Annotated in this window: 18 protein-coding genes; 15 read left to right on the top strand and 3 right to left on the bottom strand. The window is 72.4% G+C overall.

Annotation, left to right across the window (positions count from 1 at the left end; translation table 11 throughout):
* The first annotated feature begins 182 nt into the window (after positions 1–182).
* The 9 genes from ACWEVN_RS15950 (at position 183) to ACWEVN_RS15910 (ending at position 9,250) form a co-directional block, all read left to right on the top strand.
* Positions 183–1,115 (top strand): ABC transporter ATP-binding protein, encoded by a 933-nt coding sequence (locus ACWEVN_RS15950; protein ID WP_449684557.1) that lies wholly within the window; start codon positions 183–185, stop codon positions 1,113–1,115.
* Complete coding sequence (locus ACWEVN_RS15945) at positions 1,112–1,852, top strand: ABC transporter permease (RefSeq protein WP_452051730.1); 741 nt, start codon at positions 1,112–1,114, stop codon at positions 1,850–1,852. The genes ACWEVN_RS15950 and ACWEVN_RS15945 overlap by 4 nt, the downstream gene beginning before the upstream one ends.
* A 19-nt stretch (positions 1,853–1,871) precedes the next feature.
* Positions 1,872–3,065 (top strand): sensor histidine kinase, encoded by a 1,194-nt coding sequence (locus ACWEVN_RS15940; RefSeq protein ID WP_452051729.1) that lies wholly within the window; start codon positions 1,872–1,874, stop codon positions 3,063–3,065.
* Positions 3,062–3,667, top strand: a complete 606-nt coding sequence (locus ACWEVN_RS15935) for a response regulator transcription factor (protein WP_449684554.1) — start codon at positions 3,062–3,064, stop codon at positions 3,665–3,667. Before ACWEVN_RS15940 ends, ACWEVN_RS15935 begins: the two co-directional genes overlap by 4 nt.
* A 24-nt stretch (positions 3,668–3,691) precedes the next feature.
* Positions 3,692–4,345: a YdcF family protein gene (locus tag ACWEVN_RS15930; RefSeq protein WP_449684553.1), complete on the top strand. Its 654-nt coding sequence runs from the start codon at positions 3,692–3,694 to the stop codon at positions 4,343–4,345.
* A gap of 34 nt (positions 4,346–4,379) precedes the next feature.
* Positions 4,380–5,654, top strand: a complete 1,275-nt coding sequence (locus ACWEVN_RS15925; RefSeq protein ID WP_452051728.1) for a deoxyguanosinetriphosphate triphosphohydrolase — start codon at positions 4,380–4,382, stop codon at positions 5,652–5,654.
* 166 nt (positions 5,655–5,820) lie between these two features.
* On the top strand, positions 5,821–6,900 hold the full coding sequence (locus tag ACWEVN_RS15920) for a serpin family protein (protein WP_452051727.1): 1,080 nt from the start codon (positions 5,821–5,823) through the stop codon (positions 6,898–6,900).
* The gene (locus ACWEVN_RS15915; protein ID WP_449684550.1) at positions 6,897–8,714 is read left to right on the top strand and encodes a glycosyl transferase; all 1,818 of its coding nucleotides are present in this window, start codon (positions 6,897–6,899) and stop codon (positions 8,712–8,714) included. Before ACWEVN_RS15920 ends, ACWEVN_RS15915 begins: the two co-directional genes overlap by 4 nt.
* The gene (locus ACWEVN_RS15910) at positions 8,711–9,250 is read left to right on the top strand and encodes a DinB family protein (protein ID WP_452051726.1); all 540 of its coding nucleotides are present in this window, start codon (positions 8,711–8,713) and stop codon (positions 9,248–9,250) included. The genes ACWEVN_RS15915 and ACWEVN_RS15910 overlap by 4 nt, the downstream gene beginning before the upstream one ends.
* Positions 9,251–9,457: 207 nt before the next feature.
* Here ACWEVN_RS15910 and ACWEVN_RS15905 read toward each other — a convergent pair whose 3' ends face one another.
* On the bottom strand, positions 9,458–9,907 hold the full coding sequence (locus ACWEVN_RS15905) for a MarR family winged helix-turn-helix transcriptional regulator (RefSeq protein WP_452051725.1): 450 nt from the start codon (positions 9,905–9,907) through the stop codon (positions 9,458–9,460).
* Positions 9,908–9,931: 24 nt separating this feature from the next.
* Here ACWEVN_RS15905 and ACWEVN_RS15900 point away from each other — a divergent pair, with 24 nt between their 5' ends.
* The 3 genes from ACWEVN_RS15900 to ACWEVN_RS15890 all read left to right on the top strand — a co-directional run bounded on the left by ACWEVN_RS15900 (position 9,932) and on the right by ACWEVN_RS15890 (position 12,712).
* A complete protein-coding gene (locus ACWEVN_RS15900) occupies positions 9,932–11,290 on the top strand; it encodes an MFS transporter (RefSeq protein WP_452051724.1) in 1,359 nt (452 codons plus the stop codon).
* Positions 11,291–11,311: 21 nt separating this feature from the next.
* A complete protein-coding gene (locus ACWEVN_RS15895) occupies positions 11,312–11,878 on the top strand; it encodes a carboxymuconolactone decarboxylase family protein (protein ID WP_449684546.1) in 567 nt (188 codons plus the stop codon).
* A 63-nt stretch (positions 11,879–11,941) separates the two neighbouring features.
* Positions 11,942–12,712, top strand: a complete 771-nt coding sequence (locus ACWEVN_RS15890; protein ID WP_452051723.1) for a hypothetical protein — start codon at positions 11,942–11,944, stop codon at positions 12,710–12,712.
* On the opposite strand, the gene ACWEVN_RS15885 is transcribed toward ACWEVN_RS15890, so the two are convergent.
* Complete coding sequence (locus ACWEVN_RS15885; RefSeq protein WP_449684544.1) at positions 12,693–13,637, bottom strand: sigma-70 family RNA polymerase sigma factor; 945 nt, start codon at positions 13,635–13,637, stop codon at positions 12,693–12,695. The two genes, ACWEVN_RS15890 and ACWEVN_RS15885, sit on opposite strands and share 20 nt — an antisense overlap.
* A 32-nt stretch (positions 13,638–13,669) precedes the next feature.
* Between ACWEVN_RS15885 and dnaG the strand changes: the two genes are divergently transcribed.
* From dnaG to ACWEVN_RS15870, 3 genes are read left to right on the top strand one after another with little or no spacing between them, the layout of a single operon-like run.
* Positions 13,670–15,586 carry a DNA primase gene (gene dnaG, locus ACWEVN_RS15880; RefSeq protein ID WP_452051722.1) on the top strand — a complete coding sequence of 639 codons (1,917 nt, stop codon included), beginning with the start codon at positions 13,670–13,672 and terminating at the stop codon, positions 15,584–15,586.
* A gap of 1 nt (position 15,587) precedes the next feature.
* Positions 15,588–16,109, top strand: a complete 522-nt coding sequence (locus ACWEVN_RS15875) for a hypothetical protein (protein ID WP_452051721.1) — start codon at positions 15,588–15,590, stop codon at positions 16,107–16,109.
* Positions 16,110–16,156: 47 nt separating this feature from the next.
* Entirely contained in the window at positions 16,157–16,924 is a 768-nt protein-coding gene (locus ACWEVN_RS15870; RefSeq protein ID WP_452051720.1) for a trans-aconitate 2-methyltransferase, read from the top strand.
* Here ACWEVN_RS15870 and ACWEVN_RS15865 read toward each other — a convergent pair.
* The gene (locus ACWEVN_RS15865) at positions 16,914–17,084 is read right to left on the bottom strand and encodes a hypothetical protein (protein WP_003097798.1); all 171 of its coding nucleotides are present in this window, start codon (positions 17,082–17,084) and stop codon (positions 16,914–16,916) included. The genes ACWEVN_RS15870 and ACWEVN_RS15865 overlap by 11 nt on opposite strands.
* Positions 17,085–17,210: the final 126 nt, after the last annotated feature.

Below are 17,210 nucleotides of genomic sequence, written 5' to 3'. Positions count from 1 at the left end.
GCCGAGCTCCGAAACCAGGAGAGTGGTGATGCCGGCGAGATCGCGGCGGTAGGCGTCGGTGGTCGTCCAACGCACCGAACGCCACATTGGGGCGCTTGGGCCGGGCACCCCTGACACCTGTCACGGCCAAGTCGTGACGCACGATCCGGGGACCCGGGCCCGCCGGGCGGCAGCCTGGGGGCATGCGAGAAACAGACATCCAGGCGGTGGCGGCGGGGGCCGCGATCCACCTCACCGGCCTGCGGAAGCACTACGGCGACGTGCACGCGGTCGACGGCGTCGACCTGACCATCGCCCCGGGCGAAGTGGTCGCCCTGCTCGGCCCGAACGGGGCCGGCAAGTCCACCACCGTCGACATGATCCTCGGCCTGACCAGTCCCGGTGCCGGCGACGTGCGCGTGTTCGGGCGCAAGCCGATCGACGCCGTCCGCGCCGGCCTGATCGGGGCGATGCTGCAGGGCGGGGCCCTGATGGACGACCTGACCGTCGGCGAGACCGTCGGCATGGTCGCGGCCCTGCACCGCAAGCCGATGCCGGTCGCCGAAGCCCTGCGTGCCGCCGGTGTCGAAGAACTGGCCGGCCGTCGCGCCAACAAGCTTTCCGGTGGGCAGAAGCAGCGGGTCCGCTTCGCCGTCGCCCTGGTCAGCAACCCGGACCTGCTGATCCTCGACGAGCCGACGGCGGCGATGGACGTCGGTACCCGGCGCGAGTTCTGGCAGTCGATGTACTCCTTCACCGAATCCGGCCGCACCGTCCTGTTCGCCACGCACTACCTCGAAGAGGCCGAGGAGTTCGCCGATCGGGTGGTGCTGATGCGCCGGGGCCGGATCGTCGCCGACGGCTCCGTCGCCGAGGTCCGCGCGCTGGCCGGCGGTCGCACCCTGCGCGCCGCCGTCCCGGGCGCCACCGACGCCGTCATCGCCGCGTTGCCCGGCGTCAAGGAGTTCGAGCTGCGCGGCGACCGCGTCGCGATCTCCAGCGGCGACTCCGATGCCACGCTCTGGGCGCTCAAGGCCGCGGTTCCGGCCGTGCACGACGTCGAAATCAGCGCCGTCGGCCTCGAAGGCGCCTTCCTGTCCCTGACCGCCGACGAGACCGCGGAGCCCGTCCGATGAACGCCACCTACCTGCTCACCGAGATCCGCCGGAACTTCCGGGCGCCCCGCTTCCTGATCTTCGTCGTCGCCTTCCCGGTACTGATGTTCCTCTTGCAGACCAACGTCTTCACCAAGGCGAGCGATCCGCACCACGCGGAGATCGCCGCGGTGATCATGATCAACATGATGACGTTCGGCGTGTTCGCCGCGGCGACCAACAGCGGGGCCCGGCTGGCCCTCGAACGCGCGGCCGGCTGGCAACGCCAGCTGCGCCTGACCCCGCTCACCGGCACCGGCTACCTGGCCGGCAAGGGCATCTCCGGGATGCTCGTCGGGCTGCCCGCGCTGGTCCTCGTGCCGTTGCTGGGCGTGCTGGCCGAGGGCGTGCACGTCGACGGCAGCGGCTGGGTGCGGATCTTCGCCGGCATCTGGCTCGGCACGATCCCGCTGGTGCTGCTCGGCCTGCTGCTCGGCCAGTTCGGTACGCCGGACTCGATGCAGCCGATCAACATGCTCGTCACGCTCGGGATGGGGTTCCTCGGCGGGCTCTGGATCCCGATCGAGTCGATGCCCGGCTGGATGCACGACGTCGCCCAGATCATGCCGACCTACTGGGTGCTGCAGGTGGCGCGACCGGCGGTGACCAGCGACATGGTGGTCTCGCTGCCGACGGCGGCCGGCGTGCTCGGCGCCTGGACGGTCGTGCTCGGAGCCCTGGTGATCAGGCGTTACCGTAAGGACAGCGCCCGCGTCTGAGGGCCGGAGGGGAACGACGATGGCGAAGCGCCGGTTCGGTCTGGACAGCAAGGAATCCTGGTGGGAGGACCCGCTGCCGGATGCCGCCGACCGCGGGCCCGGCGGTCCGCGCTGGCCGATCATGTCGATGGTCTTCCTGCTGCCGTTCCTCATCCCGGTCACGCGCTCGCTGCTGGCCGAGCCCGCGGTCACCCCCGGGCTCGTCGCCACCCTCGTCCTCGTCTACGCCTACTCCGCGTGCTACGCGGTGTTCCCGTACTTCTTCCGCCGGGAACGCCGGGTGAAGCTGGCCTTCGGGATCACGATGAACGTGCTGGGGCTCGCCTCGCTGGCGACGGCCGCCGGCAGCGGGTTCGTCCTGCTCTACGGCACGGCGGTGGTCGTGTTCCTGGTGCCCGCCGCCTGGTCGGTGATCATCGACCTGACCACGGTGGCGCTCGGCGCGGTGATCCTGCTGGCGCAGGGCCGGTTCGTGGCGGACTACGGCGACCTGATCACCGTATTGTCGATCACGGTGGCGATGTTCTTCATGGGCAACCTCGTCCGCGCGGTCCGGCGGCTGGAACGCGCGAACGAGGAGATCGCCACCCTCGCCGTGGCGAACGAGCGCCAGCGCCTGGCCCGCGACCTGCACGACCTGCTCGGCCACAGCCTCACCACGATCACCGTCAAGGCGGGACTGGCCCGGCGGGTGCTGGAGAGCGCCGGTGACATCCCGCGCGCGGTCGAGGAGATCCGCGAGGTGGAGAGCCTCACCCGCAGCGCGCTGTCCGACGTCCGCGCGACCGTGTCGGCGAACCGCGAGGTGTCGCTTTCGGCGGAGCTCGTCGGCGCCCGGGCGGCGTTGCGGGCCGCGGAGATCGACGCCGACCTGCCGCACGCGGTCGACAACGTCCGCCCGGAGTTCCAGCCCACCTTCGGGTACGTGCTGCGCGAAGCCGTCACGAACGTGCTGCGGCACTCCGGGGCCAAGCGGGTGCGCGTGCGGCTGGGCGACACCTGGCTCGAGATCGAGGACGACGGCACCGCCACCCACGTCGTCGCGGGCAACGGCCTGCGCGGGCTGACCGAGCGGCTGGCCGCGGCCGGGGGCACGCTGCGGACGTCGGGCCGGCCTGGGGGAGGATTGCTGGTGCGGGCGGAGATCCCGCTGCCCGAACCGAGCCCGGCCACCTCGGCCGTGCGCGCCGAACCCGCGGGAGGACTCGCTTGATCCGGGTGCTGCTGGCCGACGACCAGGCCATGGTCCGCGGGGCCCTGGCCACCGTGCTGGGCCTGGAGAACGACATCGAAGTGGTCGGGCAGGTGGGTTCCGGCGACGAGGTGGTGGCCGCCGCGCGCGAGACCAAGCCGGACGTCGCCCTCCTCGACGTCCAGATGCCCGGGAAGGACGGCCTGGAGGCCGCGGCCGACCTGCGGAACGCCCTGCCGTCGTGCCGGGTGATCATCTGCACGACGTTCGGCCGTCCCGGCTACCTCGCCCGCGCGATGGCGGCGGGCGCGGCCGGGTTCGTCGTCAAGGACGCGCCGCCGGAGCAGCTCGTCGAAGCCGTCCGGCGAGTCCACAGTGGACTCCGGGTGGTGGATCCGGCGCTGGCCGCGGAATCCCTCGCCACCGGCGCCAGCCCGCTCACCGGGCGCGAGCGGGACGTGCTGCGGGAGGCCAAGGACGGCAGCACGGTGGCCGACGTCGCCCGGGCACTGCACCTCTCTGAAGGCACCGTCCGCAATCACCTCTCCGCGGCGATCGGGAAGACCGGCGCGCGGACGCGGGCCGAAGCGGTGCGTGTCGCCGAGGAGCGTGGGTGGCTCTGAGCCGCCTCTGAAAGAATGGCCCGGATGGGTACCGCTGAACGCACCAAACCGTCGGTGGCGAGCTGGGCACGCCGGATCGTCCTCGGCACGCTCCTCGTGCTGGTCGCACTCGTCGGCGGCACCGCGTTCCGGGTCTGGCAGGTGGCCCGCGTGAACGACCGGACACCCGCCGACGTCATCGTGGTGCTGGGCGCCGCGCAGTACAACGGCAGGCCGTCGGAGATCTACGCCGCCCGGCTGGCGAAGGCCAAGCAGCTCTACGACGCGGGCGTCGCGAAGACGATCGTCACCGCGGGCGGCAAGAAGGCCGAGGACAACTACACCGAGGCCCGGGCCGGCCAGCTGTGGCTGACCCGGCGCGGCGTGCCGGCGTCGGCGACGCTCGCCGTCGGCGAAGGCAGCGACACGCTGCGCAGCCTGCGCGCGGTCGCCCAGCAGGTCGAGGCCCGCGGCTGGCGGACGGCGGTGCTGGTCAGTGACCCGTGGCACTCCTTCCGCGCCCGGACCATGGCCGACGACCTGGGCCTGGACGCCTGGACCGCGCCGACGCACAGCGGGCCGATCGTCCAGGAGCGCGTCACCCAGGTCCGGTACATCGTCCGCGAGACCGGGGCGCTGCTGTACTACCGGCTGACGAAGACGCCCGCGGACGATCTGTTCGCCACCTTCCTGGGCTGAGCGTTTTGTCGGTGGTCGCCTTTACGCTGGTCACGTGAACTACACCGAGCACGACACCGCCCGCCTGCTACCGGAGGCGGCCAAGGGCGCGGCGCTGCCCGGGGCCCGGGCGGACGGGCGCAGCGCGTTCTCCCGCGACCGGGCCCGGGTGCTGCACTCGGCAGCGCTGCGGCGGCTGGCCGGCAAGACCCAGGTAGTCGGGCCGGGGGAGGGCGCCGAGGTCACCGGCGTCCCGCGCACGCGGCTGACGCACTCGCTGGAGGTCGCCCAGATCGGCCGGGGCATCGCCGAGGAGCTGGGCGCGGACCCGGACCTGGCGGACACCGCGGGGCTGGCGCACGACATCGGCCACCCGCCGTTCGGCCACAACGGCGAGCGCGCGCTCGACGAGGTGGCCGGCGCGTGCGGCGGGTTCGAGGGCAACGCGCAGACGTTGCGCATCCTCACCCGGCTGGAGCCGAAGCTGCTGTCCGCCGAAGGTGACCCGGTGGGGCTCAACCTGACCCGCGCGTGCCTGGACGCGACCACGAAGTACCCGTGGCCACGGCGGCCGGGTCAGGTGAAGTACGGCGTTTACAGCGACGACGTTCCGGTGTTCCAGTGGTTCCGGGAGGGGGCACCGGCCGAGCGGCGGTGCCTGGAAGCGCAGATCATGGACTGGGCGGACGACGTCGCCTATTCGGTGCACGACGTCGAGGACGGCGTGCTGGCCGGCCGGATCAAACTGCGCGTGCTCGCCCACCCGGACGAGCGCGCGGCCGTCGCCGAGGCGGCCGCCAAGCACTTCTCGGCGCAATCGGTGTCCACTTTGGAGGATGCGGCGGCGGAACTGCTGGCGCTGCCGGTGGTGGCGGCGCTGGCGTCGGCCGAGCCGGACGGGTCACCGGGCGCCCAGGTCGCGTTGAAACGGCTGACGAGCGAGCTGGTCGGCCGCTTCACGACGGCGGCCGTCACCGGCACGCGCGAGAAGTTCGGCGAAGGACCGCTGAGCCGCTACGGGGCCGACCTGTGCGTCCCGGAGCGGGTCGCCGCGGAGGTGGCCCTGCTGAAGGCGCTGGCCCTGCGGTACGTGATGAGCGACCGCCGCCGGCTGGCGATGCAGGAGGGCCAGCGCGAGCTGCTGATCGAACTGGTCCACGCGCTGGCCCGCCGGGCCCCGGAATCCCTCGACCCGCTGTTCGTCCCGGCCTGGAACGCGGCCGCGGACGACGCCGGCCTGCTCCGCGTGGTGGTCGACCAGGTCGCCTCCCTCACCGACGCCCAAGCCCACGTCTGGTACTCCTGGCACGTCACCCGCCTCCACCGCTGACCCGCGCCGTGATCGAAGCGCCGACACGCGTGATGCCCGGCCGAGCAGGCGAAATGCCCAGGGGCGCACGGGCGGTGCCGCGAAACTTTCGGGTGAATTTGTCATCCTCGGGTGGAGTTGCGCGTGGGCGGCCGGTGGGGGTCGACGGTCCGGTAGTCTCGCCCGCATGGCCACGGACAGCCACCTCCGGTTCGCCCTCGCCGTCCACGCGGCCCTCGGTGCCGGGGGCGGGAACACGTGCTTTTCGCCGTACTCGGTGGCCAGTGCGCTGACCCTCGCGGCGCGGGCCGCCCGGGGGGAGACGCGGGACGAGCTCGTGAACCTGCTCGGTGACCCCGACGCGCAGACCGTCGTGCTGCGGGAGGCCGCCCAGCTCGCCGAGGACGACGCCGAACTGGCCGTGGCCAACACGCTGTGGGCCGACGACCGGCTCCCGCTCGAAGACTCCTTCAAGGCCGAGCTCGCCGAATGGCCCGGGGCCGCCGTCGCGAGCGCGCCCTTCGAAAAGGAACCCGAAACCGCTCGCGCCCTCATCAACGACGACGTCGAGCGCACCACGCGCGGGCTGATCCCGCAGCTGCTGCCGCCCGGCTCGATCAGCGACGACGTCGCCGCCGTGCTCGTCAACGCCCTCTACCTCAAAGCCGCGTGGAAACTGCCCTTCCGCGAAGCCAACACCAGCGACGCGCCGTTCCACGCCCCGGCCGGCACCCGGGACGTGCCGACCATGTGGCTCAGCGAGAGCCTCGGCTACGCGCACTCCGGCGGCTGGCAGGCGGTGCAGCTGGCCGCGGCCGGTGGCCTGCAGGCCGTCGTGCTGCTGCCCGACGGCGAGCTCGCCGAGGCGGAAGCCCAGCTCGACCAGGAAAAGCTGACGAACCTGCTCGGCAAGATCCGCGCCAAGCAGGTCGAACTCTCGCTCCCCAAGATCTCGCTCGACGTGTCCAGCACGCTTTCCGGCGTGCTGCACGGCCTCGGCGTGCGGACGATGTTCACCGACCGCGCCGACCTGACCGGGCTCTCACCGGATCCGCGGCTGACCGTGTCCGAGGTGCTGCACCAGGCCGTGCTGCGCGTCGACGAACAAGGCTTCGAGGGGGCCGCGGCCACCGCGCTGGTCATGCGCCTCATGTCGATGATGATCGACGACCCGGTCGCCGTGGCGGTGGACCGGCCGTTCCTGCTGCTGGTCCGGCACGCCGGGACCGGGGCGCTCTACTTCCTCGCCAGGGTGGTCGAACCGTGAGCCTGAAGTCCGAAGCCGTTCCCGAGCTGGTGCCGCCCGCTCCCGAACCGCCGGAAGGCCCGAAGCGCTGGGCGTGGCCGGACTCCGCGATCGCCGGCGGGTTCCTGCTGTTCACGATCCTGCTCTACAACGGGCTGTGGTTCGACCTCAAGCGCGGTTACCTCTGGAACGGCGGCGCCGACCAGAGCCAGTGGGAGTGGTACTCGACGGTCGTCGCGAAGGCCGTCCTGCACTTCCAGAACCCGTTCACCACGGACCTGCAGAACTACCCGCACGGCGTCAACATGGCGGCCAACGCGGCGATGTTCGGCCTGAACATCCCGCTGGCGCCCCTGACACTGACCTTCGGCGCGACCCTCACCTGGGCGATCGTGCTCACCGCGGGCCTCGCCGGCACCGCGCTCGGCTGGTACTGGGTGTTCTCCCGGCACCTGGTGCCGAACCGGACGGCGGCCGCGATCGGCGGCGCGTTCTGCGGCTTCGCGCCGCCGATGATCTCGCACGGCAACGCGCACCCGAACTTCGTCGTGCTGTTCGTGCTGCCCTTCATCGCGCTCAAGACGATCCAGGTCGCGCGCGGTGTACGCCCGGTGCGCAACGGCATCGTGCTCGGGTTGCTCGTCGCGTGGCAGATCCTGCTGGGCGAAGAGCCGCTGGCCATCTTCGCGCTCGCCTTCATCGTGTTCGCGGTCGCGTGGCTGATCCCGCACCGCGCGGAGATCCGCGGCATGCTGGCCCCGCTGGGCAAGGGCATCGGGATCGGCGCGGTCGTCGCACTGGTGATCACCGGTTTCCCGTTGTACTGGCAGTTCTTCGGCCCGCAGAGCTTCCATTCGCTGCTGCACGGCTCGGCGGGCAACGACACGGCGGCCTTCACGCGGTTCGCGACGCAGTCGGTCGCCGGCGCGCCCGAGGCGGCCGCGGACGTCTCGATGAACCGCACCGAGGAGAACGCGTTCTTCGGCTGGCCGCTGATCGTGCTCATGGTGATGCTGACGATCTGGCTGTGGCGCGACGTCGTTTCGCGGGCGCTCGCGATCACGATGTACGTGATGGCCCTGCTCTCGCTCGGCATCGAGATCACCGTGGCGCACGAGGACACCGGCATCGCCGGCCCGTGGAAGTGGCTGGGCCAGCTGCCGCTGCTCGACTCGCTGCTCGAGTCCCGGCTCGCGATGGGCTGCATCCCGGTGGTGGGCGCACTCCTGGCGATCGCGACGCACCGCGTCTGGACCGCGGCCGCCGAGCAACCGGAACCCCTCGAGGGCAAGCAGCGGTTCCCCTTGAAGATGGTCTGGATCGGGGCGGTGGTGGCCGTGCTGCTGCCGATCGCGCCGACGGAGCTGGTGACGCACCAGCGGCCGCTCTCGCCGCCGTTCTTCGCCGACGGGATCTGGCGCCAGTACATCGCTCCGGGCGGTTCGCTGGTGCCGGTGCCGCTGCCGAGCACCGGGGAGGCCGAGCCGCTGCACTGGCAGGTCGACGCGGGTCTCGGCTACCCGATGCCGGAGGGCTACTTCGTCGGCCCGACGTCCCCGACCGACCGCCGCGGCCGCTACGGCGCCGTCCCGCTGCCGACGTCGGACCTGTTCGCCCAGGTGGAGCGCACCGGCCAGGCGGCCGAGGTCACCGAGGCCGACCGCACCCAGGCGCTCGCGGACCTGCGCGCCTGGAACGCCGACGTGCTCGTGGTCGGGCCGCGCCAGAACCAGGAAGCGCTGAAGTCCACTGTGGAGCTGCTGCTGCGCAAGCCGGCGGAGTTCGTCGGCGGCGTGTGGATCTGGGACGTCCGCCCGCTGACGGCGTCTTCGTGACCACTGTGGACGATCAGGGCCGCCCGGAACCGCCCTACGACGGCGACGAAGCCACCACGCTCCTCGGCTTCCTCGACTTCCACCGCGCGACGCTGGCCTGGAAGTGCGCCGGCCTGGACGCGGCCGGTCTGCGCGCGACACACCCGCCGTCCACGATGACCCTCGGCGGCCTGCTCAAGCACCTGGCCTACGTCGAGGACCACTGGTTCTCCCACGTGCTGCACGGCCGTGACCGGATGGCGCCGTTCGACGCGGTCGACTGGGCGGCCACGCCGGACTGGGACTGGGATTCGGCCGCGGACGACACCCCGGAGCAGCTGCGCGACCTCTGGGCGGCCGCGGTCGAGCGCTCCCGGGCGGCGGTGAAGGAGGCGCTGGCCGACGGTGACCTGGGGCGGCGCGCCCGGCGTGCCCTGCGGGACGGCGGCACGCCGACCCTGCGCTGGATCCTGGTCCACCTGGTCGAGGAGTACAGCCGCCACAACGGCCACGCCGACCTGGTCCGCGAGGTGGTCGACGGCAGCACCGGGGAGTAGTCAGCCCCCGGGCCGGGCGATCTGTGCCGAACGGGTCGCGGACCGTCGCCCGCCGGTCGCCGTAGGGCATGGCCGCCGGGAACAGGTCCCGGTCGCCCTCGGCCGACGAGGTCGCGCACCACCATCCGCGGGACCACCGTCGGGAAACCCGGGTTCATACCGGCCCACCCAAGCCGGTTCCGGCCGGGCGCACAAGTCGGAGCCGGATCAGCCGAGGACTTCGTCCGCGAGCCGGTCGAGGTAGCCGGCGAAGCGCTCGCGGTCCTCCCGCGGCCAGTGGCCCACCAGCGCGTCGAAGGCCTGGCGCTGGTGAGCCTGCGAAGCCTCGAGGAACTCCTTCGCGGACTTCGTCAGCGTCAGCACCGCCCGGCGCGCGTCGCGGGTCGACGTCGAGCGCTCGACGAAGCCCGCTCGGGCCGCTTCGCTCACCATCCGGCTGGCCACCGAGCGGTCGATGCCCAGCTGGCGCGCCACGTCCGCGACCGTCACCTCGTCGCCGGCCGCGCCGTCGATCGCCTGGATGACGAACAGGTTCGGCACGGTCCACGACGGCGGGGTGCCGGCGGCGAACCGGTCGACGACGTCCGGGCCCCACTGGCGCGCCCAGTGGCGGACCAGGCGGAACAGGGCCGGGCCGCCCTCGCTTGATGTGTGCATAAGGCACGTTATAACGTGTGCTTTATGCACGCATCTCGGAACCTCGCCTACGCCGGCCTCCTGCTCGGAATGGCCATGGCCCAGCTGGACGGGCTGGTCCTCACCGCCGCGCTGCCGTCGATCGGTGCCGACCTGCACGCTCGCACCGGGCTGGTCGCGGTCACCGCCGCCGGGCTGCTGACCCTGACCGTCGCGACGCCGCTGCACGGCCGGCTCGGCGACCTCTACGGCCGCCGGCCCTCCTTCGCGCTGTCGGTGCTCCTGTTCGCCGCCGCCTCCGCCTGGTGCGCCGCCGCACCCGATCTCGCCTCGCTGATCGCTGCCCGCGCGCTGCAGGGACTGGGCGGCAGCGGGCTGATCGTCACGGCGATGAGCGCGCTCGGCGAGCTGTTCGGCCGCGACGAGCTGCTGCGCCGCCAAGGCCGGCAGACGGCCGTCTTCGCGGCGGCCACCCTCGGCGGCCCGCCGCTGGGCGGGCTGCTCGCCGCCGGTCCCGGCTGGCGGTGGATCTTCCTGGTCAACCTGCCGTTGTGCGTGCCCGCCCTCCTGCTCGGCCTGCGCGGGCTGCCGGCGAAAGCGCGTCCGGACAGGGAGAAGTTCGACGTCCCGGGCAGTGCGCTGCTGGCCGTCGCGGGGACCGCCGTCGTCGCGCTCGGCACGGTCGACGCGCTCGCCAGGAGTCCACTGTGGACGCCGATCCTGCTCGGAACCATCGTGGTGGCGGGCTTTCTGTTCGTCCGGCGGCAGCGCCGCACGAAGAGTCCGCTCATCTCGCCGAAGGTGTTCGCGGACGCCGTCCTCAGGCGCGCGGTGGTGGTCAACGGCCTGGCGGGCGCGGCGCTCTACGGCACCTTCACCTACGTCGCCCTGGTCGCCGCGCTCGGTGCCAGGGCGGCGGCCACCGGGCTGCTGCTCGTCGCCATGACCGCGGGGCAGCTCGTCCTCTCGACGTCCTTCGCCGCGCTGGCTCGGCGGTACCCGGACCTGACGGCGTGGGGCCGGTCCGGCTGTCTGCTCGGCACCGCCGGACTGGCCGCGATCGCAGTCGCCGCCGCCTTCGACGGCACTCCTTGGTTGCTCGCCCCGGGGTTGTTCGCGATCGGTGCGGCCTTCGCCGTCTGCACGTCCGCCTACACCGTCCTCGGCCAGACGCGGGCCGACCGGGCGCTGCTCGGCGTGACGCTCGGGTCGCTGACCTTCGCCCGGCAGGCCGGCGGCCTCGCCGGGGCCGCGGTGTTCGGCTGGCTCGCGCTGGCCACGACCGGCGGCCTCGCCGCACCCGGCCTCACCGTCGTGTTCGCCGCGGCGGCGGGGGCGATGCTGGTGGCGTGGTTCACAGCGCCCGGTGTCACGTCTGCGGACGCCGTCTCGTCCAGGCCGTAGACACCGACGAAGGAGAACGACATGCCGCGCATCCCCGCCAAGAAGACGTCCGAGGCCGGGCTCTTCCTCAAGCTCGTCTACCGGATCGCCGGCCGCCGCTTCGGCGCGGTGCCGGAGCCGATGGCCGTCACCGCGCACCACCGCGGGCTGCTGCGGGCGTCCGTGGTCCACGAGCTGCTGACCGAGCGCGTGTCGAAGAAGGTCCCGGCGAACGTGCGGGAGCTCGCCGTCTACCGGGTCGCGACGCGGATCGGCTGCTCGTGGTGCATCGACTTCGGCACCATGCTGCAGAAGCACGACGGCCTCGACATCGAGCGCCTCACGAAGATCGACGACTACGCGACTTCCCCCGCCTTCAGCCACCAGGAGCGGCTGGCGCTCGCCTACGCCGACGCGATGTCCGGCGACCAGGTCACGGTCACCGACGAACAGGTCGCCGAGCTCGAGCGAGAGTTCGGCCGCGAGGGCGCCCTGGAGCTGACCTACCAGATCGCGCTGGAGAACTCCCGTGCCCGGATGAACAGCGCACTCGGCATCGTCGACCAGGGGTTCACCTCCGGCGACGCGTGCCGCGTCCCGCTCCCGTAGGAGGCGCCGAACCCGACCCCGGGGGGACGCGCCGCCGGGGTCCGCCGCGGGACCGTTCCGCCCATGCACCTCGTCGCCAGTGAACGGATCAAGCTCTTCAGCATCACCACGCCCTGGGTGTGCGGCATCTTCACCCTCGTCGCGCTGGCCTTCCCCGCCGTGATCGCCGCGCTCAGCGCGGGGGAGGCCCACCTGCCGCCCACGGTCGCGAGCACCCAGGCCGGCTACCAGCTCGCCCTGGTCGGCGTGCTGGTGCTGGCCGCGCTCGCGGTGACCAGCGAGTACCACTCCGGCACGATCCACGGCACCTTCCAGGCCGTGCCCGGCCGGACGCCGGTGCTGCTGGCCAAGGCCGCGCTCGTCGCCGGGTACGCCTTCCTGCTCGGCGAAGCCGCCGCGTTCGCGGCCTGGCTGCTGGCGCGGGTCCTCGCCCCGGACGCCGACCTGGCCCTGGACAGCGGCGCCGACTGGCGGATCGTCGCCGGGACCGGCCCGGCGTTCGCGCTGGCCGCCGTCTGCGGGGTCGGCGTCGGCCTGCTCGTGCGCTACACCGCCGGCGCGGTCGCGGTGGTCGTCGCCTACCCGCTGATGGCGGAGAACGTCGTCCAGCTGATCCCGCGCGCCGGCCAGGAGATCCACCGCTGGCTGCCGCTGAACGCCGTCACGAAGTTCCTCAGCGGCCGCGGCGAGGCGAACGCGGGCCGGGACGGCGGCAACGCCACCGTCCTGTCCGACTCGCCGCTGAGCCCGGGCTGGGCGCTGGCCTACTTCGCCGCCTTCGCCGCTGTCCTGCTGGCCGCCGGGATCGTGCAGGTCAAGCGCCGGGACGCGTGATCCGGGTCAGCTTGTCCGGGTTGACCATGTCGTAGATCGCCACGATCCGGCCGTCGCGGATGCTGACCGACTGGACGTGCTCGTCGAGGTCGAAGAAGCCGTCCTGGCCCGGCTGCGGAGCCAGGTGCAGGCCCAGGTCGCCGTTGACGAGCACCGGTGTGCCGCCGGTGAGGATCCCGGGCGCGTACTTCCTGGTGAGCCCGATGAAGAACCGGGCGATCTTGTCCGCGCCGACGATGAGGTTGCGGGCGGTGCGGCCCTTGCCGTTCGAGTCGCCGACGAGCACGACGTCCGGGGCCAGCAGCTCGGTCATCGCCCGGATGTCCCCGGCCTGCAGCGCGGTGACGAACATTTCGAGGAGTTTCGCCTGGTCTTCGAGCGGGACGCGCGGTGCCGGGTCGGCGTCGGCGAGGGCCTTGCGGCCGCGGGAGGCGTACTGGCGGGCGGCGTCGACCGAGACGCCGAGGGCGTCGGCGATCTCCGCGAACGGCACCGAGAAGGCGTCGTGCAGGACGAACGCGACGCGCTGCTCCGGCGTCAGCTTGTCCAGGACGACCAGCGCGGCCATCCGCAGGCCGTCGTCGCGGACCGCGACGTCCAGGGGGTCCTCGCTCACCGGTCGCCCGAACGGCGTGACGACCGGCTCGGGCAGCCAGTTGCCGACGTAGCGCTCCCGCTGCGCGGCGGCCGACTTGAGCCGGTCGAGGCAGATCCGGCCGACGACCGTGGTCAGCCAGCCCCGCAGGTCGCGGATCGCCGCGCGGCCGGCGTCGTCCAGGCCGGCCAGCCGGAACCAGGACTCCTGGACGGCGTCCTCGGCGTCGGCGCGGGTGCCGGTCAGCCGGTAGGCGACGCCGATCAGGTGACTGCGGTGCTCGGCGAACCGCGCGGCGAGTGCGTCCTGGGCGGTGGGCGTGGAGGCCATGCCCCGAGTGTGCCGCAACCGGCAAAGCTAGAGTGGGTGACGTGGCAGGACGGATTCGGGAGAGCGACATCGCGGAGGTGCGCGAGCGGAACCGGATCGACGAGGTCGTCGGGGAGTACGTGGCGCTGCGTCGCGCCGGTGGGGGCAGCTTGAAGGGCCTCTGCCCGTTCCACAACGAGAAGACCCCGTCGTTCAACGTCCGCCCGACGCACGGCACCTTCCACTGCTTCGGCTGTGGCGAAGGCGGCGACGTCATCAAGTTCATCCAGAAGATCGACCTGATCTCGTTCGTGGAAGCCGTCGAGCGGCTGGCCGACCGGGTCGGCATCCGGCTCACCTACGAGGGCGGCGGCGCGACGATCCAGCGCGACCGCGGCAGCCGCACCCGGCTGGTCGAGGCCCACCGCCTGGCCCAGGAGTTCTACGCCGAGCAGCTGGTCACCGACGAGGCGCGCCCGGCGCGGGACTTCCTGTCCGAGCGCGGGTTCGACGCCGCGATGGCGAAGACGTTCGGCTGCGGGTACGCCCCCGGCGGCTGGGACAAGCTGACGAAGTTCCTGCTCACCCGCGGTTTCGAGGTCAAGGAACTGCTCACCGCGGGGCTGTCCAAGGAGGGCCAGCGCGGCCCGATGGACCGGTTCCACCGGCGGCTGGTCTGGCCGATCCGCGACGTCGGCAACGACGTCGTCGGCTTCGGCGCGCGGCGGCTGTTCGAAGACGACCGGATCTCGGCGAAGTACCTCAACACGGCCGAGTCGCCGATCTACAAGAAGTCCCAGGTCATGTTCGGCCTCGACCTGGCCAAGCGCGAGATCGCGAAGCGGCACCAGGTCGTCGTGGTCGAGGGCTACACCGACGTCATGGCGATGCACGCGTCGGGCGTGCCGACGGCGGTGGCGTCGTCGGGCACGGCGTTCGGCGAGGACCACATGAAGGTGCTCCGCCGGCTGATGATGGATGACGACGCCTTCCGAGGCGAAGTCATCTTCACCTTCGACGGTGACGAAGCGGGCCAGAAGGCGGCGCTGAAGGCGTTCGAGGGGGACCAGACGTTCGCCGGCCAGACGTACATCGCCGTCGCGCCGGACGGCATGGACCCGTGCGAGCTGCGGCTGGCCAAGGGCGAAAGCGCGGTGAAGGACCTGGTCGCGCGGCGGACCCCGCTGTTCGAGTTCGTCATCCGCAGCACGCTCAAGAACTACGACCTCGACTCGATCGACGGCCAGGTCGCGGCGCTGCAGAAGACCGTGCCGATGGTGGCCTCGATCAAGGACCGCGCGGCCCGCGACGGCTACGCGTCGAAGCTTGCCTGGTGGGTGGGCTGGCAGGACGTCGCCCAGGTCGTCAACCGCGTCCGCGGGGCCGCGGGCGCGACGGACAAGCGCGGCGGGGCCCCGCTGCGGCAGCCCGCGCGCGCCCAGCAGGCCGCGCCGGCGGCCCCGGCGCAGGACGTCGCCCGCCCGGCCCCGAAGGACCCGCGGTTCGCCGTGCAGCGCGAGGCGCTGAAGGCCGCCCTGCAACAGCCCGCGATCGCCGGGCCGGAGTACGACGCGCTGCCGCTGGAGGCGTTCACACACCCGGTGTACGTCGCGGTGCACGAGGCGGTGCTCAAGGCGGGCGGCGCGGGTTCGGGCCTGACCGGCCCGGCGCTGCTCGACGCGGCGGCCCCGCACTGTCCGGAAGGGACGGTCCGGCGGGTGCTGTCCGAGCTGGCGGTGGAACCGTTGCAGGCCAAGGACGAGGTCGACTCCCGGTACATCTCGTCGATCCTGGCGCGGCTGCAGGAGGGGCTCGTCGGGCGGCAGATCGCCGAGATCAAGGGCAAGCTGCAGCGGCTGTCGCCGGTCGAAGCGCCGGACGACTACCGCGCGCTGTTCGGCGACCTCGTCGCGCTGGAGCAGTACAAGAAGTCGCTGGGCGAGCAGGCGGCCGCCGGCGCGTGGAGCTGAGATGAGTTTCCTGCGCCGGTTGCTCGGCGACCGCACCCCCGACGGGTTCGCCGGAACTTTGGAGCCGGGCGAGGAAGTCGTCGACAGCGCCCCGGTCGAGGGCGGCGGCCACCTGGTCGTGACGGCCCTGGGCCTGTGGATCCCGGCCGGCGACGGAGCGCGGCGCGTCGGCTGGCACCTCGTCGGCAAGGCGACCTGGGCGGACGGCGTGTTCACGCTGACGGAGTCGGCCGAGGCCGGCACGGCGGGTACGGCGGTCGTGCTGGCCGACCTGCCGCCGGTGCGCTTCCGGCTGCCGGCGCCGGGCAAGGTGCCGCGCGAGGCCTACCAGCGTGTCGAGGGCTCGATCCGCTCCCGGCATCGGCAGGAGATCGGCGCCGGGGGAGCGTGGTTCGTGCAGCGCAAGGTGCCTGGCCGCGACGGCAGCGTGCTGCAGGTCCGGCCCGACCCGGGCACCGACGTCGAGCTGGTGACCGCCATCGCCGAGCAGGTCGCCGCGAAGCTGGTCAACCCGGCCGAATAGCAGTACGCTCGTACTCAGTACAGGCGTACTGTTTCTGGGAGGCGACCGTGTGGGATCCGGGCAAGTACCTCGACTACGCCGACCTGCGGGCCCGGCCGTTCCACGACCTCGTCTCGCGCATTGGGGCCGCGTCGCCGCGACGGGTCGTCGACCTGGGCTGCGGCCCGGGCAACCTGACGGTCTCCCTGCGTGACCGCTGGCCCGAGGCGGCGCTGGAGTGCAGCGATAGTTCACCCGAAATGGTGGAAGCGGCCCGCGCTCGCGGTCTGGACGCGCAGCTCCTCGACGTCCGCGACTGGAAGCCGGCGCCCGACACCGACGTCGTGGTGTCGAACGCCGTCCTGCAGTGGGTCCCCGACCACGCTGCGCTGCTGCGGCGGTGGGCGTCGTCGCTGCCGGCGGGGGCGTACCTGGCGGTGCAGGTGCCGGGCAACTTCAACGCGCCTTCGCACGTGCTGACGCGCTCGCTGGCGGCCTCCCCGGCCTGGGCGTCCCGCTTGGAGGAGGTGGTGCTGCGCGAGGACGACGCGGTGTCGACCCCGGCGGAGTACGCGAACCTCCTGGCCGACGCGGGCTGCACCGTCGACGCCTGGGAGACGACGTACGTGCAGCCCCTGACCGGGCCTTCACCGGTGCTGGAGTGGATCACCGGAACGGCGTTGCGTCCGATCCGCGCGGCCCTGCCGGACGCGGAGTGGGAGCGGTTCCGCGCCGAACTGGCCCCGCTGCTGGACTCGGCGTACCCGGCGCGAGCCGACGGGGTCACGTGGTTCGAGTTCCGCAGGGTGCTCTTCGTGGCCCGCGTCAGCGCTTGAGCTTCTCCCCGATCTTCGCGCGAGCCACCCCGGCGGCGCCTTGGACCATCGGGTGGTCGACGACCCGGCGGTAGGTGCGCACGAGCTGCTCGTACCGCCCCCGGCCTGCCTTGGCGCCCAGTACGTACCCCAGGCCTGCCCCCAGCAGGAACTTCTTCATCCGCGTCCACGCCTTCCGTCGTTAGGTCGTCCGACTGTCCATTGTCCAGGAAAACCGCGCGAGCGGGGGCGGTTGCGCTAAGTGGGGGGTGGTGCACGGGGCTTCCGGGGCATGGTCTAAAGTTCT

This window comes from Amycolatopsis sp. NPDC003861 (genome assembly GCF_053605405.1).
This window is presented reverse-complemented; position numbering and strand designations above follow the sequence as displayed.

Coding starts and splice junctions, on each gene's coding strand:
- ACWEVN_RS15890 (WP_452051723.1), top strand. CDS start 11,942: ATGCACCTCGTCGCCAGTGAACGGATCAAGCTCTTCAGCATCACCACG.
- ACWEVN_RS15940 (WP_452051729.1), top strand. CDS start 1,872: ATGGCGAAGCGCCGGTTCGGTCTGGACAGCAAGGAATCCTGGTGGGAG.
- ACWEVN_RS15905 (WP_452051725.1), bottom strand. CDS start 9,907: ATGCACACATCAAGCGAGGGCGGCCCGGCCCTGTTCCGCCTGGTCCGC.
- ACWEVN_RS15865 (WP_003097798.1), bottom strand. CDS start 17,084: ATGAAGAAGTTCCTGCTGGGGGCAGGCCTGGGGTACGTACTGGGCGCC.
- ACWEVN_RS15900 (WP_452051724.1), top strand. CDS start 9,932: ATGCACGCATCTCGGAACCTCGCCTACGCCGGCCTCCTGCTCGGAATG.
- ACWEVN_RS15895 (WP_449684546.1), top strand. CDS start 11,312: ATGCCGCGCATCCCCGCCAAGAAGACGTCCGAGGCCGGGCTCTTCCTC.
- ACWEVN_RS15945 (WP_452051730.1), top strand. CDS start 1,112: ATGAACGCCACCTACCTGCTCACCGAGATCCGCCGGAACTTCCGGGCG.
- ACWEVN_RS15920 (WP_452051727.1), top strand. CDS start 5,821: ATGGCCACGGACAGCCACCTCCGGTTCGCCCTCGCCGTCCACGCGGCC.
- ACWEVN_RS15885 (WP_449684544.1), bottom strand. CDS start 13,637: ATGGCCTCCACGCCCACCGCCCAGGACGCACTCGCCGCGCGGTTCGCC.
- ACWEVN_RS15875 (WP_452051721.1), top strand. CDS start 15,588: ATGAGTTTCCTGCGCCGGTTGCTCGGCGACCGCACCCCCGACGGGTTC.
- ACWEVN_RS15930 (WP_449684553.1), top strand. CDS start 3,692: ATGGGTACCGCTGAACGCACCAAACCGTCGGTGGCGAGCTGGGCACGC.
- ACWEVN_RS15950 (WP_449684557.1), top strand. CDS start 183: ATGCGAGAAACAGACATCCAGGCGGTGGCGGCGGGGGCCGCGATCCAC.